Annotated in this window: 26 protein-coding genes and 2 pseudogenes; 13 read left to right on the top strand and 15 right to left on the bottom strand. The window is 59.1% G+C overall.

Annotated features, from left to right (window positions below):
• Window positions 1–12: 12 nt before the first annotated feature.
• Complete coding sequence (locus tag A3A9_RS41985; RefSeq protein ID WP_051371371.1) at window positions 13–618, bottom strand: nuclear transport factor 2 family protein; 606 nt, start codon at window positions 616–618, stop codon at window positions 13–15.
• An 8-nt stretch (window positions 619–626) separates the two neighbouring features.
• Window positions 627–1,298 carry a phosphohydrolase gene (locus A3A9_RS40055; protein WP_152536228.1) on the bottom strand — a complete coding sequence of 224 codons (672 nt, stop codon included), beginning with the start codon at window positions 1,296–1,298 and terminating at the stop codon, window positions 627–629.
• 268 nt (window positions 1,299–1,566) lie between these two features.
• Here A3A9_RS40055 and A3A9_RS0132735 point away from each other — a divergent pair, with 268 nt between their 5' ends.
• Complete coding sequence (locus tag A3A9_RS0132735; protein WP_033838966.1) at window positions 1,567–2,184, top strand: TetR/AcrR family transcriptional regulator; 618 nt, start codon at window positions 1,567–1,569, stop codon at window positions 2,182–2,184.
• Window positions 2,185–2,385: 201 nt separating this feature from the next.
• On the opposite strand, the gene A3A9_RS0132730 is transcribed toward A3A9_RS0132735, so the two are convergent.
• The 6 genes from A3A9_RS0132730 to A3A9_RS0132705 all read right to left on the bottom strand — a co-directional run bounded on the left by A3A9_RS0132730 (window position 2,386) and on the right by A3A9_RS0132705 (window position 6,338).
• Complete coding sequence (locus tag A3A9_RS0132730; protein WP_027062369.1) at window positions 2,386–2,688, bottom strand: putative quinol monooxygenase; 303 nt, start codon at window positions 2,686–2,688, stop codon at window positions 2,386–2,388.
• Between the two features lie 102 nt (window positions 2,689–2,790).
• Window positions 2,791–3,702 (bottom strand): NmrA/HSCARG family protein, encoded by a 912-nt coding sequence (locus tag A3A9_RS0132725; RefSeq protein ID WP_152536227.1) that lies wholly within the window; start codon window positions 3,700–3,702, stop codon window positions 2,791–2,793.
• 48 nt (window positions 3,703–3,750) lie between these two features.
• Complete coding sequence (locus A3A9_RS40050) at window positions 3,751–4,059, bottom strand: hypothetical protein (protein ID WP_051371365.1); 309 nt, start codon at window positions 4,057–4,059, stop codon at window positions 3,751–3,753.
• A 72-nt stretch (window positions 4,060–4,131) separates the two neighbouring features.
• A complete protein-coding gene (locus A3A9_RS0132715; protein WP_027062367.1) occupies window positions 4,132–5,010 on the bottom strand; it encodes an SDR family oxidoreductase in 879 nt (292 codons plus the stop codon).
• A 24-nt stretch (window positions 5,011–5,034) separates the two neighbouring features.
• Window positions 5,035–5,925, bottom strand: coding sequence for a haloalkane dehalogenase (locus A3A9_RS0132710; protein WP_027062366.1), 891 nt, complete (start codon window positions 5,923–5,925; stop codon window positions 5,035–5,037).
• A 41-nt stretch (window positions 5,926–5,966) separates the two neighbouring features.
• A complete protein-coding gene (locus tag A3A9_RS0132705) occupies window positions 5,967–6,338 on the bottom strand; it encodes a VOC family protein (RefSeq protein ID WP_027062365.1) in 372 nt (123 codons plus the stop codon).
• A gap of 75 nt (window positions 6,339–6,413) precedes the next feature.
• On the opposite strand from A3A9_RS0132705, the gene A3A9_RS0132700 reads away from it, so the two are divergent.
• Complete coding sequence (locus A3A9_RS0132700) at window positions 6,414–7,043, top strand: TetR/AcrR family transcriptional regulator (protein WP_202596428.1); 630 nt, start codon at window positions 6,414–6,416, stop codon at window positions 7,041–7,043.
• A gap of 1,111 nt (window positions 7,044–8,154) precedes the next feature.
• Window positions 8,155–8,466 carry a hypothetical protein gene (locus A3A9_RS0132695; RefSeq protein ID WP_027062363.1) on the top strand — a complete coding sequence of 104 codons (312 nt, stop codon included), beginning with the start codon at window positions 8,155–8,157 and terminating at the stop codon, window positions 8,464–8,466.
• Here the strand turns inward: A3A9_RS0132695 and A3A9_RS0132690 are convergent.
• The 3 genes from A3A9_RS0132690 to A3A9_RS0132675 form a co-directional block, all read right to left on the bottom strand.
• Window positions 8,456–8,734, bottom strand: a complete 279-nt coding sequence (locus A3A9_RS0132690; protein WP_027062362.1) for a hypothetical protein — start codon at window positions 8,732–8,734, stop codon at window positions 8,456–8,458. The two genes, A3A9_RS0132695 and A3A9_RS0132690, sit on opposite strands and share 11 nt — an antisense overlap.
• Before the next feature lie 63 nt (window positions 8,735–8,797).
• Window positions 8,798–10,252 carry a WD40 repeat domain-containing protein gene (locus A3A9_RS0132685; RefSeq protein ID WP_210163698.1) on the bottom strand — a complete coding sequence of 485 codons (1,455 nt, stop codon included), beginning with the start codon at window positions 10,250–10,252 and terminating at the stop codon, window positions 8,798–8,800.
• Window positions 10,253–11,193: 941 nt separating this feature from the next.
• Complete coding sequence (locus A3A9_RS0132675) at window positions 11,194–12,105, bottom strand: nucleotidyltransferase and HEPN domain-containing protein (protein ID WP_027062360.1); 912 nt, start codon at window positions 12,103–12,105, stop codon at window positions 11,194–11,196.
• A gap of 177 nt (window positions 12,106–12,282) precedes the next feature.
• Here A3A9_RS0132675 and A3A9_RS0132670 point away from each other — a divergent pair, with 177 nt between their 5' ends.
• From A3A9_RS0132670 to A3A9_RS0132655, 4 genes are all read left to right on the top strand, one after another.
• Entirely contained in the window at window positions 12,283–12,909 is a 627-nt protein-coding gene (locus tag A3A9_RS0132670; RefSeq protein WP_245279178.1) for a response regulator transcription factor, read from the top strand.
• A gap of 17 nt (window positions 12,910–12,926) precedes the next feature.
• Window positions 12,927–13,466 carry a hypothetical protein gene (locus A3A9_RS0132665; protein ID WP_027062358.1) on the top strand — a complete coding sequence of 180 codons (540 nt, stop codon included), beginning with the start codon at window positions 12,927–12,929 and terminating at the stop codon, window positions 13,464–13,466.
• 66 nt (window positions 13,467–13,532) lie between these two features.
• The gene (locus A3A9_RS44390) at window positions 13,533–14,063 is read left to right on the top strand and encodes a hypothetical protein (protein ID WP_152536225.1); all 531 of its coding nucleotides are present in this window, start codon (window positions 13,533–13,535) and stop codon (window positions 14,061–14,063) included.
• Window positions 14,064–14,562: 499 nt separating this feature from the next.
• Window positions 14,563–14,901, top strand: a complete 339-nt coding sequence (locus A3A9_RS0132655; RefSeq protein ID WP_027062356.1) for a hypothetical protein — start codon at window positions 14,563–14,565, stop codon at window positions 14,899–14,901.
• 53 nt (window positions 14,902–14,954) lie between these two features.
• Here A3A9_RS0132655 and A3A9_RS46585 read toward each other — a convergent pair.
• The 3 genes and pseudogenes from A3A9_RS46585 to A3A9_RS45940 all read right to left on the bottom strand — a co-directional run.
• Window positions 14,955–15,086: pseudogene (locus tag A3A9_RS46585) on the bottom strand (site-specific integrase); the annotation flags it as partial.
• Window positions 15,087–15,200: 114 nt separating this feature from the next.
• On the bottom strand, window positions 15,201–15,701 hold the full coding sequence (locus A3A9_RS0132645) for a hypothetical protein (protein WP_152536224.1): 501 nt from the start codon (window positions 15,699–15,701) through the stop codon (window positions 15,201–15,203).
• A gap of 942 nt (window positions 15,702–16,643) precedes the next feature.
• A pseudogene (locus tag A3A9_RS45940) lies at window positions 16,644–16,937 on the bottom strand (integrase); the annotation flags it as partial.
• Window positions 16,938–17,306: 369 nt separating this feature from the next.
• Here A3A9_RS45940 and A3A9_RS0132630 point away from each other — a divergent pair.
• Together A3A9_RS0132630 and A3A9_RS0132625 are read left to right on the top strand one after the other, a co-directional pair.
• On the top strand, window positions 17,307–18,059 hold the full coding sequence (locus A3A9_RS0132630) for an ABC transporter ATP-binding protein (protein ID WP_027062352.1): 753 nt from the start codon (window positions 17,307–17,309) through the stop codon (window positions 18,057–18,059).
• The gene (locus tag A3A9_RS0132625; RefSeq protein ID WP_027062351.1) at window positions 18,056–19,594 is read left to right on the top strand and encodes a hypothetical protein; all 1,539 of its coding nucleotides are present in this window, start codon (window positions 18,056–18,058) and stop codon (window positions 19,592–19,594) included. Before A3A9_RS0132630 ends, A3A9_RS0132625 begins: the two co-directional genes overlap by 4 nt.
• A 238-nt stretch (window positions 19,595–19,832) precedes the next feature.
• On the opposite strand, the gene A3A9_RS0132620 is transcribed toward A3A9_RS0132625, so the two are convergent.
• A complete protein-coding gene (locus tag A3A9_RS0132620) occupies window positions 19,833–20,741 on the bottom strand; it encodes a nucleotidyltransferase and HEPN domain-containing protein (protein WP_027062350.1) in 909 nt (302 codons plus the stop codon).
• Between the two features lie 207 nt (window positions 20,742–20,948).
• On the opposite strand from A3A9_RS0132620, the gene A3A9_RS40045 reads away from it, so the two are divergent.
• From A3A9_RS40045 to A3A9_RS43195, 4 genes are all read left to right on the top strand, one after another.
• Window positions 20,949–21,482: a MucR family transcriptional regulator gene (locus tag A3A9_RS40045; RefSeq protein WP_051371358.1), complete on the top strand. Its 534-nt coding sequence runs from the start codon at window positions 20,949–20,951 to the stop codon at window positions 21,480–21,482.
• 513 nt (window positions 21,483–21,995) lie between these two features.
• Window positions 21,996–22,331, top strand: a complete 336-nt coding sequence (locus A3A9_RS0132610) for a helix-turn-helix domain-containing protein (protein WP_027062349.1) — start codon at window positions 21,996–21,998, stop codon at window positions 22,329–22,331.
• On the top strand, window positions 22,324–23,571 hold the full coding sequence (locus tag A3A9_RS0132605) for a type II toxin-antitoxin system HipA family toxin (protein WP_027062348.1): 1,248 nt from the start codon (window positions 22,324–22,326) through the stop codon (window positions 23,569–23,571). Before A3A9_RS0132610 ends, A3A9_RS0132605 begins: the two co-directional genes overlap by 8 nt.
• A gap of 84 nt (window positions 23,572–23,655) precedes the next feature.
• Window positions 23,656–23,806, top strand: a 151-nt coding sequence (locus tag A3A9_RS43195; protein WP_245279180.1) for a helix-turn-helix domain-containing protein, incomplete at its 3' end; no start/stop codon positions are given.

The following is a 23,806-nucleotide window of genomic DNA, read 5'->3' as shown; positions in this document are numbered from 1 at the left end:
GGCCGCTTTGCTTCAGCGTCCGATCGCGGCGAAAACGCGATAGGCAACGTCATTTCGGTCGCGGCCGGCCGGCGCAACGATCTTCTCAATGCCCGAACCCGGATCGCCATGGGTCACCGGGCGGAAATGCTTCCATTCGACCGTGGTCTCGCGGTTGGCCAAACCCCAGACGCCGTTCCGCTTGGTAAGCGAATCGACGTAGCGGCCACCGGATATGAACTCATGACCGTCGTCGATCGTGCCGTCCTTCGCACAACGCTCGGCGTAGGATTTTCCGAAGAACCCGGCGACCTTGTCGGTGTCGCCCTCAAGCAGATGATAGGCGTAATAATAGGACTCAGCGGCCGCAGCATCGCCGTTCAAGGCAATATGCGTGTGGGTCACGTGGTGCATCGTCGAGGCGAATGTGTCGCGAGAAAAGGCAATCACCTTGTCGGCGAAATCGCGGGCCGTACCTTCGAACCAGGCATGTTCGGTTCGCGCGTCTTCGTGATAGAGCGACTTGAGCAATTCAATGTCCAGCCGGTCAATCGCACGAGCGTACGAGGTCAGTAAGTCCTCGATCGCGAACCGATCGAGGATCGAGTTGATCGCGGCACTGTTGTTCTCTTGCGACATTGACTGAATTACCTTTCCGAAAGGGGAATGGCTGAGCCCATGTCTTGCTCGGCTGCGTTGTTGGCGTCGGCTGATCGCTGGCTCGCAAGTACGCTCTCGACCGGATGCGTCCCGTTGCTCTCGAATGCACCCATCTGCACGAGGAGCGCGGTTCTGCTGCCATCCAGATGTGGCTTGGAGAGAAACAGTCCAAATGCCTCAAATAGGCCGGTACGCGGAGCGCGTTCCACCGTTGCGGCCAGCGTCGTTGGCTCGATCCGGCGAACGTAAGCGCCGAAGATATCGCAAGTTGCGCCCACCGCGACGAGCGTGCTTTCCGAAGGGTATTGATCCGGGGGCACGACCAGATTCATGTGCGTGGAGACTGCATCACCGACGCGAACAGACCACTCGCCGTGTCCCTTGTTGGCAAGTCTGTCGCAGGTTAGGCGACCGCCACTGTGCGCGAAGCAGCAGGCGGCAACAGGCCCTCCAACTTCCTCGTTGACGCCAACGTCGTGGCAGATCGCGGCTGCGTAGAACAACTCGCGATCAAACTTAATGCCGTCGAACGCTGCAACCTGCGCTCCGAAATAGTATGTCCGAAGGCAGTGCGCCCACAGCACGTCGCTGTAGGCACTACGGGCGAATTCATCTGCGTCGCGCACGAACTGCGTATCGGGCGGAGTCAGGCTATCCAACTCAATCCTAGAAGGACGAAGGAGCCCAAGCCGGTAACGGGCCTCGTCAAACACGATTTCAGCCCTCAGAGAAGCAAGGTTCCGCGCAAGTGCATTTGTTTCGTCCGCACTCAACCGACCGCCCGTCCTATCAGCCCAGGCCAAAGTCCCCATCCTTGCTGCAGACATTGCCATTTACCCCCGTCTTTAATTGCAAACTTGATTTTCCTGCGATACCGCAGGATAATGTGTCCGTCAATCATTTCTTGCGAACTCGAAGGAAAATAAGTTGAATGGTTCCCGTACCCGCGGCCGCCCCCTGAGCTTCGATAGAGGAGCTGCGCTAGACCGGGTGCTTCCGGTTTTCTGGCGCAAGGGATTCGACGGCGCCTCCCTCGATGAGCTTGCGGCTGCGGCGGGCCTCAATCGCCCGAACCTCGCTGCCGCGTTCGGTGATAAGCGCGGGCTATACCTAGCCACGCTCGAGAGATTCATGAGTAAATTCGTGGACGAGGCTGGTCGAATTCTGGATCAGCCTGGTAGTTTGCGAAACTGCCTCGATCAATTCTTCGACTTCGCAGCAACCATCTACACTCGTGATGAGCTCGGCTGCTTCGTTTTCGGTACCGCTCCGGCCGCGAGTGGCAATGACTTAGAGATCCAAACCTCACTGGCGAGCGCATTGGAAACAGCTCGATCCATATTGCAGCGAAAACTCTCGAATGCCGCCGGGATCGATCTGTCTCCCGGTGCGGACGCGGAAGGCTTGGCGATAGCATTGACCGGAGTCCTCTTAACGCTGGCGTTGTATGCCCGGGCAGGCTTCACCCCCGAAAATCTGTCCAAGATGCATCGACAGGCGACCGATACGATTCTGACAGGGTGGACGTCGAATGACCTTCAATAGGAGCCACGACGACGTGATAGTGAGGCCTTCAAGCTTGCTGTTTGGCCCGGTAGCGGGACTGAGCCTCTTCGCTGCACCCCTGAATGCCAAATCTACCGAGCGGCCCTTTTCCAGCCCGGCGGCCGACGGTACAATTCCGCATGTCGGGGCGGCTAAAACTTCTCGAAGCGGGCTGCACTTCGCTCGCTCGGAGAATGTTGTTCAGGCCAAAAGGCGGTCCGCCAGAACCTCGACTTGTCTGATTTCAAGCGGCCCTTCAAATAATTCGTCATATTTTGCCATCAGGGCGGCGGCGATCGAACCGCTAAGATGCGCTTGGCGCCCCTCTTCCTCCTCGAACGCGTCGAATATGCCGAATGTCGATTGATCGAAACGAACCGCAAACCAGGCGATGGTTAAAGGTTCCTGCTGAACTAACCCTTGTGCACTCTGAAGGAATGTAGCGACTTCCTGTTCCTTGCCTGCCTTCGCCTTCAGCTGAATGAAGATTGCGACTTTGGTCATATAGTCTCTCCTCGATGTTAAATTGCGGAATGGGAGCGGACAGCTCTTCGAGCTTGACAGCCATGTGCTAATTGGCGACCGACTCTAAAAAACGATCTCTGGTCAGTGTTCGTCCCGATATTTCTTTACCCAACCGGCAAATGTCAGCATCTGGGGATTTTCTTTCCGCGCCTCTGCAATGTTCGCTTTGAAGCCCTTTTCGCGAATCCAGGTGAACATGTCCAAGAACTCCTTCGGCATCGCCCTCTTGGCTAGGAAGGCGGGAATCGGCGCCACCCAGGGCTTCTTTCCGGTGACGGTCTTGAAGGTCCTGACGATATCGTTGATGCTCAACTGATCCCCGGCGAGCGGGATGACGCGTCCGGCGTAGCTTTCCGGATCTTCCAGAGCGCGCGCGGCAAACCAACCTATGTCGTAGGTGGCCACGAATTGGATGGGGAGCGTTGGGCCGAAGTTCGCTCTGAATATTCCGAGGAACATGCCGCGCTGCAACGCCGGGACGCCGAACGCATCCATGAAACCGACCGGACGCAGAATGGTCGCCGGTAGTCCTAGATCACGGATGTGTTGCTCGATCGCCCATTTGCTCTCGTAGTGGGCAAGGCCGCTGTTCCGCTCGACCCCCTCGGCCGACGAGTAAACGAGATGAGGACTGCCCGCTGCCTTTACCGCATCGGCAAATCGCTTCCCGTTTAGCTCCTCCGCCGCGGTTCCACCCTTTTCCGTCCATTGCTGCACCGAATACGCAGCGGACACGCCCGCCAACGCCTTCCTAAGCGATGCCACGTCGTCAAAGTCACCCTTGACCAGCTCCACGCCACGCGCGGCCAGGCTCTTGGCCTTCGGTGAGTCCAAGTTCCGCGTCAGGACCCTCACACGGACCTTTTTCGCCGCCAACAAATGCGTGACGGTCGCGCCGCCCTGGCTGCCGGTGCCACCAGTAACAAGCACCACTTTTTCATTAGACATAGATTTCATCCTTTTTGCTTGTTCTGGAGAAAGCGCGTCGGACACTGCGGCAGCCTCGGAATAAAAGACTGAAGACGGTGACCGGCCAGCGGCCTACCTGAACGATTCTCCACTTGACGCGATGAGCGACATGCCCACTTGGTCTGGCGTTGCGACAGGGTCGCTCGCCAACAATTCCGATTGGAACTTCTTGAACGATGGCAGGCCGGTGATGACTGCGGACGGATCGTCTTGAGAGGTCACCAGATGAAGAAAGGTCTGCCCGTCCTCCTCAAGGAATATTCGATAAGAGAGGCCTGGCACTGCAGCCGACGTCAGCGCTGCAATGAACTCATCAAGGTTCTGCCTGTTCTGCGCGACGTATTCCGGCTTCACCGTGTATCGATGGCGTGTGATTCTCATTTGATTGTCCTTGCAATTTAAGTTTGGGTGGCGAGCGAGACGCAGACCTGCACGGCCTGTGCCTCTCCCTGATTAGTTGGAAGACTCGCTCCACAGCTTGGCGCTCTCCACGGCGAAGTCGTGGTAGGAGCGCGGGTTGCGGCCAAGACGCTCGCGCAGGCGCTCAAGCCCGGCGGCGGTCGAGACCGGGCCGTCCTCCTGGAAATGCTTCATCATGTATTTGAAGTCGTAGGCCATCCAGTTGGGGGCGAAGGCTCGCAAGCTCTGGACCCATTGGTCGATATCGTCGCCGATATATTTGATCGGGTGGCCAAGTGCCTCGCTCCGGAGTTTCGCGCCGCTTTCTCCGGTCAGCACGTCCTCGGCCACCACCTCGTAAATTTCCGGGCCGAGCGGTTCACTGGACGCCAGCCGGCGCTGGATTTCGAGCACGGCCACCTCAGCGATGTCGCGAACGTCGGTAAACGAAACACCCTTTTGCCCGATCGGGAATGGAAACACGCCGTGGCCGAGCGCATCCTTAACGCCCGGGCTCTGCATGTAGGCGTTCGGACGCAATATGGTCACCGGCATATTGTGTTTCGCAATCAGGCGCTCGGCGGCAAATTTTGACGCGAAGTGCGGAACGTCTTCGGTTTCCTCGACCCGAAACACGGACAAGTAGGCGATTGCCTTGATCTTCGCCTCGCGACAAAGATTGAGAGCGGAAATTGTGACGTTCAGCTCATCCGGCACGACCGGGCTTAGAAGAAATACCGCTTCGACGCCGTCCATTGCGGCCCGCAGGGCATCCACATCGAGCAGTTCACCCTTAAACGGCGTGACACCCGCCGGAAATGTCGCCTTTTCGGGTGAGCGCGTGAAAGCTCGAACGTCAAAGCCTGCCGCAACAAGTTGATTGACAACAACCGAGCCAACGTTGCCGGTGGCGCCCGTAACTAAAACAGTCATGATTATCTCCGATTTTGTTATGAATTAGACGGCTTGGCCGTGCGCCGAGCGGCGTGTTTCGATGACGAACTGTCGAAGGGCGGCGCCGATCTCGTCGGGCGAGTCCTCCTGCAGGAAGTGCCGGCCCTTCACGGTGACTTCGCGCTGGTTCTTCCAGGTCCGGCAGAACTGCTGGTTTGCGCTACCCTCCGAGATAACCGCCCCGGGGTCGCCGGTGATGAACAGCTTCGGCATCTCACTCTGGCTGAGCCATTCCGAGTAGGCCCGGATGATCGACGTCACGTCCTCGGGTTGGCCGTCGATGGAGGCCTGTCGCGGCCAGATCAACGTCGGCAGCCGTGCTTCGTGCTGGGCATAAGGCGCACGATAGACGGCCATCTCCTCCTCGCTGAGGGTTCGGATGATCGCCCCCGGCAGCATTTTTTCGACGAAGAAGTTCTCGTCCAGGACGAGGTGTTCACCTTCGCTCGACCGAAGTGCGCGGAACCCGTCGGCCGATGCACCGAAATCGTCCCAGCTGAACGGTCGGACAACAGCTTCCATGTAAGCGATCGCCGCAATCTGATCCGGATAGCGGTAGGCGCGGTGAAAGCCGAGCGCCGAGCCCCAGTCATGGATGACCAGAATGGCCTTGCTCAAATTCATCGCGTCGAACCAGGCGTCGAGGTAGCGCGCATGATCGACGAACCGGTAGGAGTAGGTGGGCGACTTGCCCGATTGGCCCATGCCGATCAGATCTGGGGCAAGACACCGCCCGATATCGCTGACGTGCGGAATGATGTTCCGCCAGAGGTACGACGACGCCGGATTGCCGTGCAGGAAGACGATGGGATTGCCTTCGCCTACATCGACATAGCTCATCTCGGTGTCGAGGACGGCGACACGCTTTCTAAGATGTGGATCGAAGGTGGCCATGCTTTGACTCCTGGTTTCGGTGATCTTCAAAGCTGGCGCCCTCACGGATGGGCATAAATATTGATGAGGTTTCCGTCAGGATCGCGAAAGACGATAGCCCGGGCGCCCCAAGGCATGAGCTTCGGCGGCATCACCCAATCGCTCACGATGTCCTGGAGCCGTTCGTATTCAGCATCGACGTTGTTGACTTCGAAATCGAGGATCACGGAACGATTGGCCGCCGCTGCGGCGACGCCGTCGCCGTACGCCTGAGTCGTCGCTTGGGCTATTATGGCCAATCCTTTGCAAGGTTCATTTTGGAATTGGGCATAGTCATTGCTAAGGACCTCTGCCTTCGCTTGGCTGACGCTTTCGTAGAAGCGCGTCAGCTTCGCCACGTCGGTGGTGACCAGTCGGGTTTGCTTGAGAGTCATGGTAACGTCTCCAAAAAATGTCGTAGTGAGTGTACAAGCTACGATATAGTAGCTACACTGCAGGAGTCAAGAGAAGTGTCCAGAAAGTCCCAAAGCGTGGTGGCGCCAACCAAAGGACCGGAGCCGCTGCGGCGCTCGAAAGAGGCCGTGAAGGCCGCGAGCTTGGCCGCCGCCTATGAGCTGCTAACCGAGGCTGGTCTTAGCGGCGTCAGCTTCGACGAAGTGTCGCGCCGATCGGGCGTCGCCAAGACCACGCTCTATCGATATTGGCCGACGCGCACAGCCTTGCTGTTTGATGCCGTCATGCAGTTCGCCCCCCGCCTGGTGACGCCCAACACAGGGAGTCTTCGGGGCGACCTGACCGCATTCACGTTGGGCTTTGCTCAACGCTTGCAGACAGGCCGATGGTCGTCCGCGATGCCCTCCATCATCGACGCCGCCGAGCGCGATCATGAGGTCGCTGAGTTTCAGTCGCGCACTCATGCCGGGATGATGTCGGGGTTCAGCGAGATTGCGGCGCGGGCGCAAGCGCGCGGTGAACTCGGGCCGGATTTCGATGTATCGGATCTCACAGCGGCGATCGCCGGGCCGCTGTTTTATCGCCGATGGTTTTCGCGGCAAGAGCTTGATGACACCTTTGTTCGTGGCGTCGTCGAAAGAGCGCTTGGCGGGGGTTCCAGCTGGCCAGGGCGAGATCCAGCTTGAACTTGGCTGGTGCTGCCGCAAGCCTAGACCTGGAGAGGCATGGTAGCAGGCAACCCAGAGGCGACAGTAGACTCCATTCGCGTAGCTACTGTATGGTTTCTTTTTGCCGGGTCCAGTCTCTTCGAGATGCTGCTTGGAGGGGGCTGTAGTGGTCCAGGCGCGCGAACGGACCACGCGTTCGTTCCCTACGGACTTCCCAAGGGACGGCTTGACGCGGCTGTCGGAGTGCAGATGCGCCGCGACAAGCGCAAGGTTGAGGATCCGCGTGGACGGTCTGGAACATGTGAACGGGGCTCGCGAAGGCGGCGGGGCTAGGGATGCAAACCGGTGTCGACCTCTGTAAAAAGGGTTCCTGCCAACCGCAAGCCCAAGTGCATAGTGGCGACAAGCTTCTGGAGCGTCCCACCTCGGACGCTCTGGGTTTTTCGGCCAAAACGACCCACCGGCCACGTGCCGGGTCACACTACCTTATCCCAGGCGTTCATCGACGATTACATTTTCGAATGAGCGTCGCCGATAGTAGAACAGTGCTTTTTCGATAGTGGGTCTAGCTGTGTATCGGTCTCCCGCTACCAAAATCCCAATTAACTCACTGACAATTATGAGAAATCCATCCGTTACGGTAGCGCCATCTGACGGAATCTCGCAATGGAATCAACGGAGCACCCCAATCAGGAGGAGCCTTGAATCCGCAAGCTGGACTGAGCGATGTGAAAAGATAGCCGATGCTGCCGGCCGGGAGATCGAGGCCCAGCAGGTCGTTTGTTCAGGCACGCCATCGCACGGTCTGGTGTGATTTCGAGGATCGGCGGCGCTTCTGAGGCCAGCCTCTTCATGAGCCGTTTCAAGTGCAAAGGCTGTGAAGGCAAGGCGCAACGCTGCCTGGCAGCTAAGGGGCCAGTTGCCGACCGGCAGTTTCAGGCTGAGGCGCGACCCAGAAAGTTCGAAAACCTTCCAGGAGCCCCAGTCAGATCCCGATTGTAGAACCGGACAGTGCCCCTTAGAGCCGGCGAAGGCCGACCGCCCGGTTTTGCTTGTAAGCAGTGAGCGAAAAACAGCTTGCAATAAGCGCTCAGGCATTAGCTGTTCTCGGGATTGGCGACCATAACGGTTGGGGCTTGCGCTGCACGTCTTCAGCCAGGTTATGTTGTCGATGCTACTTCCGTTTACCGTCATCCCGCTGGTCTGGTTTGCGCAGATGCTTCTTCAATTTGTCATCGACATTTCGGATCGTCATCGTTTCGATTGCCCGTCCCATCGTGCCGATCCTCGTCATCGCTTTCCCCTTTGGCCGACAAGTGCCGACTTTGCCATTCCGCCGCTGCCATCCCGAGCAATGCAGATAACGCTGCGCCCGCTTTGGGTTTGTCCCCGCCGCTCAACGAAATCCGGCATGGTGCCGGAGATGATCCTCATTGAATGAACCAATGCGTCAACAGCGTCACTCCGAGGAAAAACAGGGAGCCGAAGGCTATCAAAATTGCGGCCAGATTTGTGTAGGGCTCCTTACCAGGCTTTGTGCCGGGTTTAGCACTGAGTTTCCCGTAAGACAGAATGGCGAAACCTGCAGCGCCGAGCAGAAGGCGAACTGACCCTCCAATCGCCCCCATGCCGTGGAGATGGAGCAATCTTGTATGATTGGTCGAACCCCGGCTCCACCAATCATAGGGCATCACCAAGTCATCGGCCATGAGACCGTGTACTGCGTAGGCAGCAATTGCTATTGCGACAAGCACCCGGTGATCTTGCGCATTTCAATTGCCGGCCGCCCTAAATAGCTTGTCCCATTGCTCGGCATGACCGCTGGCGCGCGCCGCATCGTCCCATTCCAGCTTTGGGCACTTGCGAAGAGTCTGGCAATTGTCGGGATCGCTGGCCATGCACATGGTGCCCTTGCCGTCGACAAAGGTGAAAGTCGCCTTGTCGACAGGTGTGCTGATAATCGAGGAAATCGCGCCCTCGAACACGCCGCATGTCAGGTCGGCCTTGCAACGCATGAACTGCCTGGGCTGAAGCAATTCACCTTCGCCACCGACAAGGAATTCAACGAGCCCATCCGGATGGACTATATAGGGACTGGTCGAACAGAAGACGCGTAGGTCCTCCGCTGTTGCCTCGATGCCGTCGGGAGGACCAATGCCCCATATGCCCGCTATTCCGTCTTCTAGCCGGACATCCTCCTGCTGCTGCGAGGTAAAGACAATGCCAGCGGCGCCATGCGGGATTGCAAATAGGCGACCGCCGTCGTCGCTGAAGCGCACGGAAATGATATCGCTCATACCGGCATTCAGCTTGTCGATCAGCCTGCCGCTAGCGACATCAAAGATGCGCAGGGAGAGGTCGGACGATCCCGTCGCGATACGCGTGCCGTCCGGGCTGAAGGTGGCGGAAAGCACCTGGTCGGCCCCGTCGTCCTTCAGGGTCGTGATTTCTTCGCCGCTGCCGGCGTCGAAGACATGCGCCGCGCCGTCATCGGAACCGGTCACGACGCGCTTGCCCTCGCGATCGAATGCCGCAGCCTCGACTCCGTCCGAATGGCGCAAGACGGCGATCAAGGTTCCGCTCGCGGCGTCCCACACCCGCGCGGTTTGGTCATCCGCGACAGTCAGAACGCGTGTTCCGTCTGGACTGAACCTGGCGCTGCGCACAACTTTTTCGTGCCCTTCGAGCACGGCAATCTGGCTGCCGGTGCTGGCATCCCAGACTCTCGCGGTATGGTCGTAGTCGGAGGTAACAATGCGGCTCCCGTCAGGGCTGAAGCTCGCGTCGGTCAGTTGATCCGTGTGCCCCTTCAAAAGGGCGACCTGGCGCGCGACATTGATTTCCCAAACTGCCGCCGTGCCATCATAGAGCATGATGACCACCCGCTTGCTATCGGGACTGAATTTGGCTCGTGTCCCGCTCTGCGGCGCCGCGTCCGTAGGTATCGCCGCAACCTGCTTCGAATAACTGGCGTCCCAAAAGGCCAATCGCTTCGAAGATCCCACCATGAACAGCGACCCATCCGGGCTCCAGGCTAGAGAGCCGGCATCTCCGGTCCTGAGCTCGGCGATATGCTTGCCGTCCAACGTGTTGAAGATGACGACCGAGCCGGCGTCGGTGGCGAATGCGATACGGTCCCCGCTCGGGCTAAAGCCCACGGCATTCACGGTCTGCTCCACGCTGAACTGCTGCATCGAATAGGTTTCGGACGCGAACGTGTCAGTCACTGCCACGGCCTGGTAGAAATTCAGGACCAAGCTGATCAAAGCCAGCCGTGCAAGCATCGCGTTGAACTTCCCCTTCTTTCAGGAGCTCCGGGCAGATCGAGCTTACTACCGGCGAGGTTCGCGACCTGAGGCGGAGTCTGTGCATTTAGGAACAATGCGCCTAGCTGGCCATGTCCCGACAATATCATATCATCCGGTAGTGTCGCGGCAAGGCGCCCTCGTGCCGTAACTCCGTAGAGGTTTGCGAGCCTCGATCGTTGGCTTCGATGACGTTCGCGGTCGGGGAACGATGCTCAGGTCATGCGGGATGACGAGACAAGGCTGAGGGACGGCGACACGCTCGACGTGTCGCCGGACGGTCGGACTATCATCCATCTGTCCATCAGCTGTCTTCCGGGCGATATTCATCACTCTGCCGCGGTGACGGCCGCTACGAAGGACGCGGAACACCCCGCCGGTCGGGATGTTGTCTACTGAACCGCGCTGGAAAACGGCGCCAAAAAGTGTCACGTCGGCCACGTTCGAGGAGGCCCAGGCACTACTCGCCTCGCAGGCACCGCGGCGACGAAGCCAGTCAAATGTTGTGTCTAAGATCATTGCTGGAAACCAGCCAATTGAACTCACAGCCCACAGGCTCTCGCGCCTGTCCGGCCTTCCACTCGCCTGGCCAGATCAGGCTGCCCTCCTCGGCGTTTGATTCTGACCATCAGCCGAGCATCGCTTTTCCAAACAGTTGGCTACGGAAATGGGCCTTCAGAGACGAAGGCCCTGAATCGGGGCATTTTGGGCTGAGGAGCGGCCGTCTCCGCAAAGCGTTGCCGTGAAAACGCCGCTAACCTACGGAAATGTAGAAGTTATTTTGAGCCAGTCGAAAGGGTGCCAGAACTGGCGGACTGAATGGTGGTCGCTGAGGGACTCGAACCCTCAACCAAGTGTCAAATCTAACTAGGCCCTGCTGCTTTTCTCATGCGCGCTAGATGCTCCTGGCTAATCTGTTCTACGCATTTATGAAGTTCGGCTGTGCGGCAACCTAACCAGATGAGCGCCTCCTCGCTTATGACATAGTGCTTCGAATAGCGCGCCTTCACATAGGCTTCGTTGAGTGTGTTGAACCAGCTCCGATGACGCTGCTGTTCACGGGGCCACGCATCGAACAATCGCCGGTCCTGATCTTCGGCCAAAGACCTCAAGAAGCTTAGCTTGTGCGATGGTGGGCTGTAGTTGGTGAGCACCAGCAGCATCGCCGCATATGCATGCTCGATGGCCTGGTGCAGTTGAAACGCAGCGTGGTTGAACTGTCTGTCTCTGAGAGCGGTCGCAAACAGCTTCAGTTCGTAGGTCGCGAATGGAAAACGATTCTGGAAGTGCTCGCTGGCAGAAGCGAGGGCATCCGCAGGGCTACGGTGCTTGGGGTTAGCCAGCGGTTCATCGTCGAGTTCATAGAGGACGATGCCCTCGCGGCTGATGTCGGTGAAAAAGTACTGCCCCTGGTGCAGCGCCGTGTTCACGAAGCGACGGCTGTGTACGATGAAGCTGGCAGGTGTCTTGATGGCGCGATCGCGGTCTAACCGGTCCTTGGCCTTGTACCAATAGGCGAAGTCGGACAGCTTGTTGTTGTTGACGATCACCAGCAGATCGAAATCGCTGCGATAGCCCTTCATCGTCAACGGCTCGTCGACCCAATCGCCACGCGCATAGGAGCCAAACAGGATGATCTTCAGGATGCGGCCGCTCTTCTTCCAGTCGGCGCTGCTTTCGGCCAGCGCGTCCTCGAATTCGGCATGCAGGATTTCGACCACGCGGGCCAGTTCCTCCTGCTTGTGCTCCGGCAAATGATCGATGCTCGTTTTCATCCTGGTCGGTCAGATCTGGTGAACGCAGGAGCGCGTCGAAGCACTCGTTATAGCAGGCTCGGATAGATGCGAAAGGCTACCGAAGCCGTGGCGCAGCGCGGCGTCTATGCTTTCATCTTGCTCCGAAGCCTCTTGCGCCAGGCCTGCTTCAAGCTGAATAGTCTCGGCATGAAGCTCATGATCGTCGACGACCATCCGGTCTTGCGCGAGGGTCTGGCGGCGCTGCTTCGCCAGACGGGGACGGACATGTCCATCGTCCAGGCGGAAAGCGCCCCCGTGGCCCTGCGACTGCTCGACCAACACCCTGACATGGACATCGTCGTGCTGGACTTGATGATGCCGGGCATGGGCGGCATGGCGGCGATCACCGAATTTGGTCGCAAGCGTCCCGACCTGCCGGTCATCGTGCTGTCTTCATCCGAGGATCCGCACGAAGGGCGGCGCGCGCTGGCGCTTGGCAGGCTCGGCTATGTGCCGAAATCGGCGGGTCAGCACACGCTGATCTCGGCAATCGAACTGGTCATGAAGGGCGAGATCTACATTCCGCCGCTTGTCCTCGGCGAGAGCATAAGACTGCCTGGGTCGCGTCGGGCGGCCGGCGGCGACGGATGGTCGGCGCTAACGGCGCGGCAAATCAACGTCCTGCGCCGGTTGAGCGCAGGCCAGGCCAACAAGATCATCGCTTATGAACTCGGCCTATCCGAGAAAACGGTGAAGGCGCACATCACCGCGATCTTCAAAGCGTTGAACGTCGTCAACCGCACCCAGGCGGCGGCCATCGGGCGGCAATCCGGTTTGGTCTGAGCTACTCTGAGAAGGCAATGAGTCCCAAGTCCAAGCTGGAACCGGTAATCGTGGGAACCATAGCCGGGATAAAATGCGTTCTCCGAGGTGATGGCTCCGCGGCAACCTTCCTCAACGGAGAATGGCAACCCGGTATTGCGTTTGATACCAGGGACTTCCTGGACATGCCGGTAATCGAAAATGCCGAAGCGACAGCCAAGATTTTGGACGACGCGTCGGAAGCGCTCGCAACGCCCTGGAGCGATAGGCGAGCCGGTCAAAATAGCGCGCACCCGTGGCCTTCAGGGCGCTTGCGACGCGCCACCCAGCCCATGGAGGATGGTTTGATGGATCCGAAGCTTACGCGACCACCGAGGATCGTAGGAAGTACGGATGGAACCATGGCCATTCTTCGAAGCGACGGCGCCGCAGCCTCCTTCGTCAACGGAAAATGGGAACCCGGCCTGGCCTTTGAAAGCAGGGATTTCATGGACATGTCCACGATCAGCAATGTTGAGATGAGGACGAAGATTCTAAACGAGGCCGCAGAAGCGCTGGCAAAGTCCCTGGAGCAATAGCCCGTCAGTCAAAAAATAGCGAGCAGCCCGAATTTGGGATGCGCCGCCAGCCCTCGGGGAGGTTTGATGAATCCTGAGCCCATACGAGCGCCGACAATCGTGAAGGGTACAGATGGAACCATGGCTATTCGCCGCGCATCCTCAATCCCTCCGCACCGCACAATGGCGACCAGCCTTGTCGTGGGATTCTACGAGCACTGTCGGCATCGTGTGCCGACGCCACCTTCCGTTGCAAATGTCTTTGCGCGTAAGGTGGCGTTCGCTTTTGCTGTGGTTACCGTGGTGATGTCGCCGGCCTTTGCCGATAGCTATGCTGACGGTTGCATCTACTACCAATCGAACGCGCCGGATAACCTCTTCCCCGAATTGCAGTTCATTCTAGGAGGCGATAAATCGTCAGTCACCATCAATGAGCGAGCCGGAGAGCTGCCGCGCCGTTGCGCATATTCGATTCGGACAACACCATTTCTAATCAAATGCGGGAAACATACTCCCGAGCCGTTCGCCTTTGCCGGACCAACTATCGACAAGAAGACCCATGACATTCTGATCTTTCGCAATGCTGCATGGTACAGAGTTTGCTACACGCCAAGCTGAGGCCGCGATCACCATCGGCACTGGCTTCGAGTTGCCGCGCCTGGGATACGCATCCGACGACGCATTACCGAGAGGAACGAAATGATGGCAAATATCGAAACCGCACGCCGGCGACGTCTCCTCCGCGCCGGTGGTGTAGCGTCGCCATAGGGGGCATCGTCTTCGTTGACTTGCTGGTCATCGATCAGGCCCGTTATGAATCAAATACTCGGCTCCGGCGGATCCGATCATCTCACCTCCGGCCTGGCGCTACTGGAAGTCGTGGGCGGGTTCATCGCGACAATACCGGTGCGGCGAGCGGCCGGCTCATCGCACGGATAAGGACAAGAAGACGTTCCGCTATTCCGCTGCCTCATAGTCGCTGCCTCATTCTGGCGGCCGCGATCAGTGAAAGCCCTGAGGGCACTACGGTTAACGCCATCGTCATCGTCTTGGCGTTGGTTGTCCCCGGCTCAGATACGACACCCGATATCGGTCGATCGAAATGGAGCGTTAAGCCATGGTTCCACCACTCTCGCCCGAGGAACTGCTGTTTCGCGCTGAACTTGCCGGGTACGCGCGGGTGATCGCCAAGGGCAACGGAAGAGCCAGCCTGCGCTTCACGCGCGTGCTCAAGGGCAGGCCACGCGGTACAGGTTGGCTGGCTGGCGTTCTAGGTCTCTGGCGCCCGGTGACGGTGCGTACCCGCAGCTATCCGCTCAAGCCGGTGCTCGGCGATTGGGGAGATGAGGATGCCTACGTCGTGGGGGGAAAGGTGCTGATGCACCTCACTTGGGATGAAAGCGGGGGCTGCTATGACACGGTCTGGTTTAACGGCGTTGAGCGGATTGCGTTCTAATGGGTGTTTCCGCGCTGCACTGATACTCAGATCCTCACCGCCAGCGCCACTTTCAAGCAGCCGATGGTGCCGGGTCGCGTGTCGCCTGCAACCTTAGTGCTTCGTCCTTTCTGGATCATGTCGGCGAAGTCGTGTTTGAAGGTCTCGCGGGTTTGGCCGAGGCCCATAGACGGATACGAGCCAAGTTAAAGCTGCACAAAATGCCAGATGGGAGCGATTTCATCACCACCCCGCAACGGCCGCTTGTTCTTGAGGATGCCGCGTCGGAGGTGTCGACCGATCGGGCCTGGCTTTCCACGTCACCAATATGCGCGCAGCAGCTTCTTATATTGGGGAGGGACTTGCCGCACGGTGCGGTCGTAAACATCTGGGCTAAGTAACACCCCGAACCTGCTCCTCAGCAATAAGTGGTCCATGATCGTGGGGTTCTTCCGCACTACCGCGATTCCTGGAAACGCGGTCGTTGCGCGATAGAGGATTTGGTCAATGTCAGCCCAACGTGCCTCTTGCCAACCCAGCACGCTCTTTGCGCGTATGCCGTCCATTCTGATTTCGACGTGATCGATATTAAGCCTGATCCGGCCAAGCCCAACTCCAACAAGCCCACAGAAAAAGGCCAGCGCTGCGTGAAGAGCAAATCTTGCCGTTGGCGGCATTAGCGCCACCAGACGCGCTGGCCATGAATAAACATGCCAGTTCGGATCAAGCGAGGCGATGGCCATCCAGATACACCAAAGCGCCAGAGCCATCATCAACAGCGCGCCCTTCAAAAAGGGGTCGGATCTAAGCCAGTTCGCCACCATATTCTCCGCCATGCATGCCGATGAACGATACGTCAAAACAGCGAATATTCAGTTGTTCAGATGCTGAAGAATTTATCGACTCTAGATCACTGACACGCTGGCGCCTTTCGGCGCCAACGCGTATTCAAATTATTGATGTGCGGATTTGGTTGCGGGGGTGCGTTTTACACTCCAAACTTCTGGGGAATGCCCAGCGGCTGGCGGATGATCGCGCCCCCAGGTGCCGCATTGCCACAAAGACATGGCGCGGATGATCGGGTGGGTGCGGAGCTTTTCCAAGCGTTTCTGCCAGCGGACGGGAGCTACAAAAAGGCCCGCCACCGGAGAGGGTCTTGTTGGCGGGCAGTTTCTGGAGTGTCCTGGGATCAACCAGCATAGGTCAACGAGCGGCGGAGGGTTGGACCCTTGGAAACGACCCGGTTCAAAGCGGCCTTTGACCGGCATCAGTCAGATAATAGGATGGGCGGGCCAATTTGTGGATCATTGCCCAAATGGCTATCGCGATCATCGCAATGTCGGCGGCGTATTCGAATAGGATTTTTGGAGGGGGGATATTCCTCAGAGCCCCAGAGCTAATCCGGCTTCCGGTCAGCCTCGCGCTCAATCCCTATAGTGTCGCCATCGCCATGGACAGCATCACGATCCCAATCGTTCGTCTTGTCTGGGGTTTTGACAACGGCCTCTCTGCTATCACGGTCCTCGTCCTTCCGAGGCTCTGGTCCCGGCATATCGCGCGATGATTTGGGTGTCATGAATCCGTTCCTTCGGATTTCCTACTCACGCTGCCGAAACAAAGTCAGCAAGTTTAGGTTCCCCAGGTATTAACTTGGCGGCGATGTCTTCCTGCCCAGATCGTCAAGCGCCTGCTTCATATCTTGGATCACATCGCGGGTGCCGTAGACGGCACCGAAGCCCTGCCTTCCGGCTCGCCGCTAACATCAACTCGAACTGAATAGGTTGGCCGGCTTTCTGTTGGATGACCATCGCGCGAGTTCGGATTTCCGGTCCTACAACGAGTTTGCCGATTTTGATCCTGACGAGATCGCAGCCGCGCAACTTGCTGTCTATCGCCAAATCGAAGAGCGCTCTGTCTCGCAGACGCCGCTCTCGATCGAGAACGAAGCGTATTGCCCATATCTGTCGAGATTTCAGAGGGCGTTTCGTTCCAACCTTCTTGCCTGCATTCCATGCCCGGCGATCGGATGCGGTGAGGTCGTAGCACGAGTGTCCCATTTCGTTCTCCTTCGACCATAATTGGCCAGTGGAGAAACGCCGGTAGACTGTTGTGGTGCCGATCGCTGACTGTCCGCTTCACGGCGAACGATCCCGAAAAAGCTGACCTTGGTTCAGGTGGCAAGCATTCTATCGGATGGCGATCCGTTGTCCGGCTGCGCCGAGCCCTCCAGACTGATGCTCAGCCAACATCGCGGTGCACCGTGCTCATCCTATACCCTGCCAGGTAGCCTAGCCCGGATGATCGGCGTGCACAGGGTCCGACTACCGTTCGTTAACCAATGGGACACGGTGTCTCACGCACGGGTGCGGCCTTCACCCCTGGGAAACCGTTTGCCGGGCTACCAACTCCATCCATTGGAGACTGCCATGGCCGATGAGACGACGACCGCGAACGCGCTAGAAATTCGTGGGCTCTACAAAAGCTTCGACAAGCCGGCGGTGGCTGGCCTCGACCTGACCGTCAGGGCGGGCGAGTTTTACGGCCTTCTTGGCCCAAACGGCGCCGGAAAGACAACGACGCTGCGCATGGTTGCGGGACTGCTACAACCGGATGCGGGAACGATCACCATTGCAGGTCGCGACGCGCTTCGAAGCCCCATCGAAGCCAAGCGCATCGTTGCCTGGATATCGGACGAACCGATGATCTACGACAAGCTCACGCCATTCGAATATCTCGAATTCGTCGCCGGTCTTTGGAGCGTCAAGGCAAGCACGGCACAGGAACGGGCAAGGCAGCTATTCGATCTACTGGACCTGACGCCGCATGCACACACGCATTGCAGCGGCTTTTCGAAGGGCATGCGACAGAAGGTGGCGTTGGCTGGAGCATTGGTCCATGAACCGGAAATCATCATCCTTGACGAGCCGCTGACCGGCCTTGATGCCGGCTCGGCGCGTCAGGTCAAGCGGGTGTTGCGCGAACGCGTCGATGCCGGCGCAACGGTCATAATGACGACGCACATTCTGGAGGTGGCCGAGCGCATGGCTGAACGCATCGGAGTCATTGCCAAGGGTAGGCTGATCGCCGAGGGCACTTTCGAGCAACTGCGGCGCCAGGCCGGCCATGGCGCGGGAGCCCTCGAAGATACCTTCCTGGCGCTGGTGGCCGAAGCGGCATGAGCGCCCATCCCGCAACGATCGGGTGGCTGGCGGCACATGAATTGCGCCTCTCCTGGCGCGACTGGTTTTATCTCTTCACTGCGGGCAAGAAGTGGCGTTCGCGCAGGTTAGGCATATTCTTGATAGTCGGCGTGCTGCTCGCGCATGCCTTTGCGTTATTTGTGATTGGACGTTTTACCGCCGCCGATTTTCCCGTTTCGCGCGCCAACTATCTACTGCTGACCAGCGGTGTGCTGCTCTATTTCTTCCTGATGACCTCGCAGGCGATGGAGGCGGCGACCCGTGTGCTGTATGCCCGCGCCGATCTGGAATTGCTGCATTCATCCCCGGTGGCGCTGCGGCGGGTCTTTGTCGTGCGCCTGACGATGATCGCGATTTCGATCGGCACCATGGCGATGCTGATCGCATCGCCCTTCATCAACGTCTTAGCTTGGCGCCAGGGAGCTCAATGGCTGGCCGCCTATGGCGTGGTGTTCTCGACGGGGTGCGTTGCAGCTGCTCTGGCCATCACGCTAACCGCGTTTTTGTTTAACGTCGTCGGCCCGCGGCGCACGCGCTTTGCCGCTCAGTTTGTGGCCGCAGTCGTCGGCGCGCTCTTCGTCATCTCTCTGCAGGTCATCGCTATCTTCACGACCGACACGCTCTCCCAATTGGCGGTCTTGCGGGCCGGGTGGGTAATCCAGCTTTCACCGCCCGAGGACAGCCTAGTGTGGTGGCCGGCGCGGGCCGCGCTTGGCGACGGCGTGAGGCTGGCCTGGGTGCTTGGCTGTGCGGTGGCTTTGGCCGCCGCCGCCGTCGTAATTTTCTCATGGCGCTTCGTGCGCTACACGGCCCTCGCCGCCAACGTTGGCGAGAGCGGTTCGATCCGCCAAGGCAAGGCAGCGTCGTTTCGTCTGACGTCGCCGGGACACTCCTTGCGCCGCAAGGAATGGACATTGTTGCTGCGCGATCCCTGGCTCATATCGCAGAGCCTGATGCAACTGCTCTACATGCTGCCACCCGCAATATTGCTGTGGAAGAGTTATGGCCACGGCACGGACGCGCTGGTTCTGATGATCCCCGTGTTGGTGATGGCGTCCGGGCAGTTGGCCGGCGGTCTGGCCTGGCTTGCCATTTCCGGTGAGGATGCACCCAACCTGGTGGCGACCGCGCCAGTGACCGCGACAAGCATCATACGCGCAAAGGTTGAGGCGGTTTTGCGCGCAATCATAGTCGTCGTCGCCCCGTTCGTCCTGGCTTTCGCGATGGTTTCGGCTCGACACGCGTTGGTTCTGGCAGCCGGCTCGGCACTGGCGGCGGTCTCGGCGACGATAATCCAGCTTTGGTTCCGAGCGCAGGCGCGGCGTGCCCAATTTCATCGTCGCCAGACCTCCTCGCGGATCGCTACATTCGCCGAAGCGTTCTCGTCTGTCGGCTGGGCAGGCACCGCCGCCCTCTACGCTGGTGGCGTTACAGCGGCCAGCGTCGTTGCCGGAATCCTGACCGTGCTGACGCTGGTGGTAACTTATTTTGCCGCGCCAAAAGCGATGGGATAGGTACTCCGATCTGTCCCCGACCACCTTCGTCCAAAGTCCGCCTCTAGGGAAAATGCCGAACCAGCAATCACACGATGACCGCTTGCGGAAAACAGAAAAGCTGACTTCGACGGCCGACATGAGGCGCAATGGCCTGCTGCCGGTTCAGTGGACAGGCACTTAAGCTAACATAGCTTGTTCCTCGAACTCCACGGGGCTCAGATAGCCCAGTGTCGAGTGCAGGCGCTGAAGGGATAAGTCACCAGCTGACGGCTTCCTTCATCCGCGCCAGATGTTCCAGACAGGTCTGTTCGGCGCGCTTGTGAAGTTCCGCTGTCCGTTCTCCCAACCAGACGAGCGCCTCCTCGCTTATCAGGTAGTGCTTTGAATAGCGGGCCTTCACATAGGCTTCGTTCAGTGTGTTGAACCAGGCGCGATGACGTTGCTGCTCACGAGGCCAGGCTTCGAACAATCGCCGATCCTGGTCCTCGGCCAGAGATCTTAGGAAAGTAAGCTTGTGAGACGGCGGACTGTAGTTGGTGAGCACCAGCAACAGGGTCGAATAGTTGTGCTCGATAGCTTGGTGGAGTTGAAAGGCAGCTTCCTTTTTGCGGTCTTGCTTCAGGACGTAGAGGAAGGTGTCGAGGAAGCCTTTCGCTCCTGGGAAGCGGTCACCGAAATGGTCTTTGGCGGTTTGATACGCGTCTTTCGGTGTGAGCGCCTTTGGCTCGGCCAGTGGCTCATCGTCGAGCTCGTAGAGGACGACGCCTTCCCGGCGTATGTCGGTGAAAAAGTACTGCCCTTGCCGCAACGCCGTGTTCACGAAGCGGCGGCTGTGCACGATGAAGCTGGTTGGGGTCTTGATGGCGCGGTCGCGCTCCAACCGGTCCTTCGCTTTGTACCAGTAGGCGAAATCGGCGAGCTTGTTGTTGTTGACGACCACCAGCACATCGAAATCGCTTCGATAGCCTTTCATCGTATTCGGCTCGTCGACCCAATCGCCGCGGGCATAGGAGCCGAACAGGATGATTTTCAGGATACGGCCGCTCTTCTTCCAGTCCGCGCTGCTTTCCGACAGCGCATCCTCGAATTCCGCATGCAGGATTTCGACGACCCGGGCTAGTTCCGCCTGCTTGTGCTCCGGCAAGTGATCGATGCTGGTTTTCATCCTGGTTGGTTCAAATGTGGTGAATGCAGGAGCGGTCGAAGCATTCGTTATAGCAGGCTCGGACATATGCGAAAGGCTGCCGACGTCGGCCGCGAGCAATCGATTCTGATGATGTGGATCGTATAAAGAAATGCACTATCTGTCTCGTTGGCGGTATGGGAAAATTGAACTTCTGAAATCCAGCCGATACAACAAGCGGAAAACTATATGACCACTGCTCTCGAACAAGACGGCCGACTTGATACCGTATCGATAGCGGCCGACATCGTCGCCGCCTATGTGTCGAACAACCCACTGCCGGTTGCCAAGTTGCCCAAACTGATCGGCGATATCCATGCCGCCCTGAAAGGGATCGGCACGCCGGCGACGGAACCCGTGGTCAAGCAGGAACCGGCAGTATCGATCAGGAAGTCTGTGACGCCGGACTTCATCATCTGTCTGGAAGACGGGAAGAAGTTCAAATCGTTGAAGCGGCATATCGGAGTTCATTACAATCTGAGCCCCGACGACTATCGCCAGAAATGGAACCTGCCCGCCGATTACCCGATGGTCGCGCCGAACTACGCGGCCACCCGCTCGGCTCTGGCGAAATCAATAGGGCTCGGACGCAAGGCTGCTGCACCCACTCCTGTCGCGGCGGAAAAACCAAAACGGGCTGCTCGGGCGGCAGCAGCGACGACGACTGCGGCTGCAATCAAGTCGCCGCCGAAGAAGGTGCGCAAGGCACCCGCCAAAGCGTAGCGGGCTGCACCTGGCAGAAGTACCAAGATAGGGGACACTTGCCCCTTCGATTTCGTGGCTATGCATCTCGAGAAAACTAGCCCTCGACAGCCATACACATGAGAAGGCCTGCGGGCCGCCGTGGCGGGGACAGTCGGTCCCGCGTCCCGGCCTTCGGCCGTCGCTATGCTGACGCTCCTGCGGCTGTCCCGTTCACCGCCGCGGCGGGGGCGAATTTCCTCCATCCCGCGCGCGAAGCTTGTCCGACGTTGCGGACGCGCGCGAGATTCCGGTTTATACGCCAGCTATCCGTTGGGCGCCGGCTGCCGCCGGCCGCAGGTTCATCCTTCAGGAATTGGTGTACCGGGTACAATTCCAAACGGTGCTCTCCGCATCCCGTGCGGAGATTACCGCATCCTTATCTTCGGCGTGGAAAAGACTGCTGCTGTCGCGTGGCATATCCAGTGCGAATGGCTGGACGCTTTGTAAGCTTCGTGCTACATATTTCGCTGATCGGTAGCACGAAGATAACAAATGCCAACTCCACATAATCCTCCTGCAGCTGTTCGCCGAGCCTTGCGCAAGCTCGGCGCGGACATCCACGATGCCCGCCGGCGCAGGCGGCTGCCGATGGCGGTGGTCGCGGAACGCGCCTTCACGTCCCGCTCGACCCTGCAAAAGATCGAGGCCGGAGATACCAATGTGAGCATCGGCATTTATGCCGGCGTCCTTCAGGCGCTCGGCATGCTCGACGGTCTGACCCAGATCGCCGACATCGGCAACGACCCCGTTGGACAGGCTCTGGCCAGCGCCGAACTGCCGAAGCATGTCCACCTCAAGCGGACAGCCGGATCGTCTCGCGATGACTGACTTCGAGGTGCATATCGATCTGAACGGCCGCACGCGCCCTATCGGACTGGCGAGGAACACTCGCGTTCGAGGCACGGAGACCATCCTCTTCGAGTATGATGGGGCTTGGCTCGCAGATCCAGACCGGTTCTCGCTGGAGCCTGCGCTAGCCCTGACCCGCGGCGGCTTCGCCCCCCCCGCCGGACGGGTGACTTTCGGCTCCATCGGAGACTCCGCGCCCGACACGTGGGGCCGCCGTCTTATGCAGCGTGCCGAGCGCCGTCTTGCCCAACACGAAGGGCGCGTCGTTCGCACTCTCGCGGAAAGCGATTACCTGCTTGGCGTCGCCGACGAGACACGCCTGGGCGCACTGCGATTCCGCTGGGCGGGCGAAGAGACCTTCCAGGCGCCGATCCGCGCCGGCGTTCCTGCCCTGATCGAATTAGGGCGGCTGCTCCAGATCACCGAGCGGATCCTCCGGGACGAGGAAACGGACGAGGACCTTCAACTCATCTTCGCACCCGGCTCATCCCTCGGCGGCGCGCGGCCGAAAGCGTCGGTGATCGACCAGCACGGATACCTTTCCATCGCCAAGTTCCCGAAGGAGACCGACGACTACAGCATAGAGACCTGGGAAGAGATCGCGCTGCGGCTGGCCGACCGAGCCGGTATCACAACCCCCCACCACGCGCTGATCGAGGTCGCCGGCAAGGCGGTGATGCTGTCGCGGCGCTTCGATCGTTCGGGCGCGCTCCGCATGCCTTTCCTGTCTGCCATGGCGATGATGGGCGCCAGGGACGGTGAGCGCGGCAGCTACCCGGAGATCGTCGACGCCCTTGCAGAGCATGGCGCGCATGGGAAAACCGACGCTCATGCTCTCTATCGGCGCGTCGTGTTTAACGTGCTGATCTCAAATGTCGACGATCACCTGCGCAACCATGGTTTCCTTTGGCTCGGCAAGGCTGGATGGTCGCTTTCTCCTGCCTATGACCTCAACCCTGTGCCCAACGACCTCAAGGCGCGTGTGCTGACGACGAACATAGACCTCGACGAGGGCACCTGCTCGCTCGACCTGCTTGAGGCGGCTTCGGAATTCTTCGGCCTCACGCTCCCGCAGGCTCGCGTGATCATCAAAAAGGTAGCGACCGCGACCGCGACATGGCGCGAAACCGCCAAGGCGGCCGGTGCCCGCTCCGCCGAGATTACTCGCATGGCGAGCGCCTTCGAGCACGACGACCTCAAGCGGGCACTGATGCTCTAGCTGTGAGCTTTCGGGAGGTTGTCCATTCGGACCGGATCGAGGAGACTGGAGTTACCAGGCTTCAGCATCCACCGGAGGGTCCGAATGAACATCCACAAGAATGCCCGTCTCACGCCGCTGCGTCGAGAGGAGATGGCGCTGTCGGTGATAGAAGGCGCTCTTTCCCAAGCCCATGCGGCGCGCGTCTACGGCGTGACGGCCAAGATCGTGGCGCGCTGGGTCGAGCGTTATAAGG

This window comes from Mesorhizobium loti CJ3sym, from assembly GCF_000472785.1.
GTDB lineage: Bacteria > Pseudomonadota > Alphaproteobacteria > Rhizobiales > Rhizobiaceae > Mesorhizobium > Mesorhizobium loti_E.
This window is presented reverse-complemented; position numbering and strand designations above follow the sequence as displayed.

Bases quoted from the DNA above. Each gene is read 5' to 3' on its own strand.
- A3A9_RS0132630 (WP_027062352.1), top strand. From the start codon at position 17,307: ATGGCCGATGAGACGACGACCGCGAACGCGCTAGAAATTCGTGGGCTC.
- A3A9_RS0132605 (WP_027062348.1), top strand. From the start codon at position 22,324: ATGACTGACTTCGAGGTGCATATCGATCTGAACGGCCGCACGCGCCCT.
- A3A9_RS0132730 (WP_027062369.1), bottom strand. From the start codon at position 2,688: ATGACCAAAGTCGCAATCTTCATTCAGCTGAAGGCGAAGGCAGGCAAG.
- A3A9_RS40045 (WP_051371358.1), top strand. From the start codon at position 20,949: ATGACCACTGCTCTCGAACAAGACGGCCGACTTGATACCGTATCGATA.
- A3A9_RS0132690 (WP_027062362.1), bottom strand. From the start codon at position 8,734: ATGGCCGATGACTTGGTGATGCCCTATGATTGGTGGAGCCGGGGTTCG.
- A3A9_RS41985 (WP_051371371.1), bottom strand. From the start codon at position 618: ATGTCGCAAGAGAACAACAGTGCCGCGATCAACTCGATCCTCGATCGG.
- A3A9_RS40050 (WP_051371365.1), bottom strand. From the start codon at position 4,059: ATGAGAATCACACGCCATCGATACACGGTGAAGCCGGAATACGTCGCG.
- A3A9_RS0132705 (WP_027062365.1), bottom strand. From the start codon at position 6,338: ATGACTCTCAAGCAAACCCGACTGGTCACCACCGACGTGGCGAAGCTG.
- A3A9_RS0132620 (WP_027062350.1), bottom strand. From the start codon at position 20,741: ATGAAAACCAGCATCGATCACTTGCCGGAGCACAAGCAGGCGGAACTA.
- A3A9_RS0132675 (WP_027062360.1), bottom strand. From the start codon at position 12,105: ATGAAAACGAGCATCGATCATTTGCCGGAGCACAAGCAGGAGGAACTG.
- A3A9_RS0132610 (WP_027062349.1), top strand. From the start codon at position 21,996: ATGCCAACTCCACATAATCCTCCTGCAGCTGTTCGCCGAGCCTTGCGC.
- A3A9_RS0132715 (WP_027062367.1), bottom strand. From the start codon at position 5,010: ATGACTGTTTTAGTTACGGGCGCCACCGGCAACGTTGGCTCGGTTGTT.
- A3A9_RS0132625 (WP_027062351.1), top strand. From the start codon at position 18,056: ATGAGCGCCCATCCCGCAACGATCGGGTGGCTGGCGGCACATGAATTG.
- A3A9_RS0132670 (WP_245279178.1), top strand. From the start codon at position 12,283: ATGATCGTCGACGACCATCCGGTCTTGCGCGAGGGTCTGGCGGCGCTG.
- A3A9_RS0132655 (WP_027062356.1), top strand. From the start codon at position 14,563: ATGGTTCCACCACTCTCGCCCGAGGAACTGCTGTTTCGCGCTGAACTT.
- A3A9_RS0132665 (WP_027062358.1), top strand. From the start codon at position 12,927: ATGAGTCCCAAGTCCAAGCTGGAACCGGTAATCGTGGGAACCATAGCC.
- A3A9_RS44390 (WP_152536225.1), top strand. From the start codon at position 13,533: ATGAATCCTGAGCCCATACGAGCGCCGACAATCGTGAAGGGTACAGAT.
- A3A9_RS0132710 (WP_027062366.1), bottom strand. From the start codon at position 5,925: ATGGCCACCTTCGATCCACATCTTAGAAAGCGTGTCGCCGTCCTCGAC.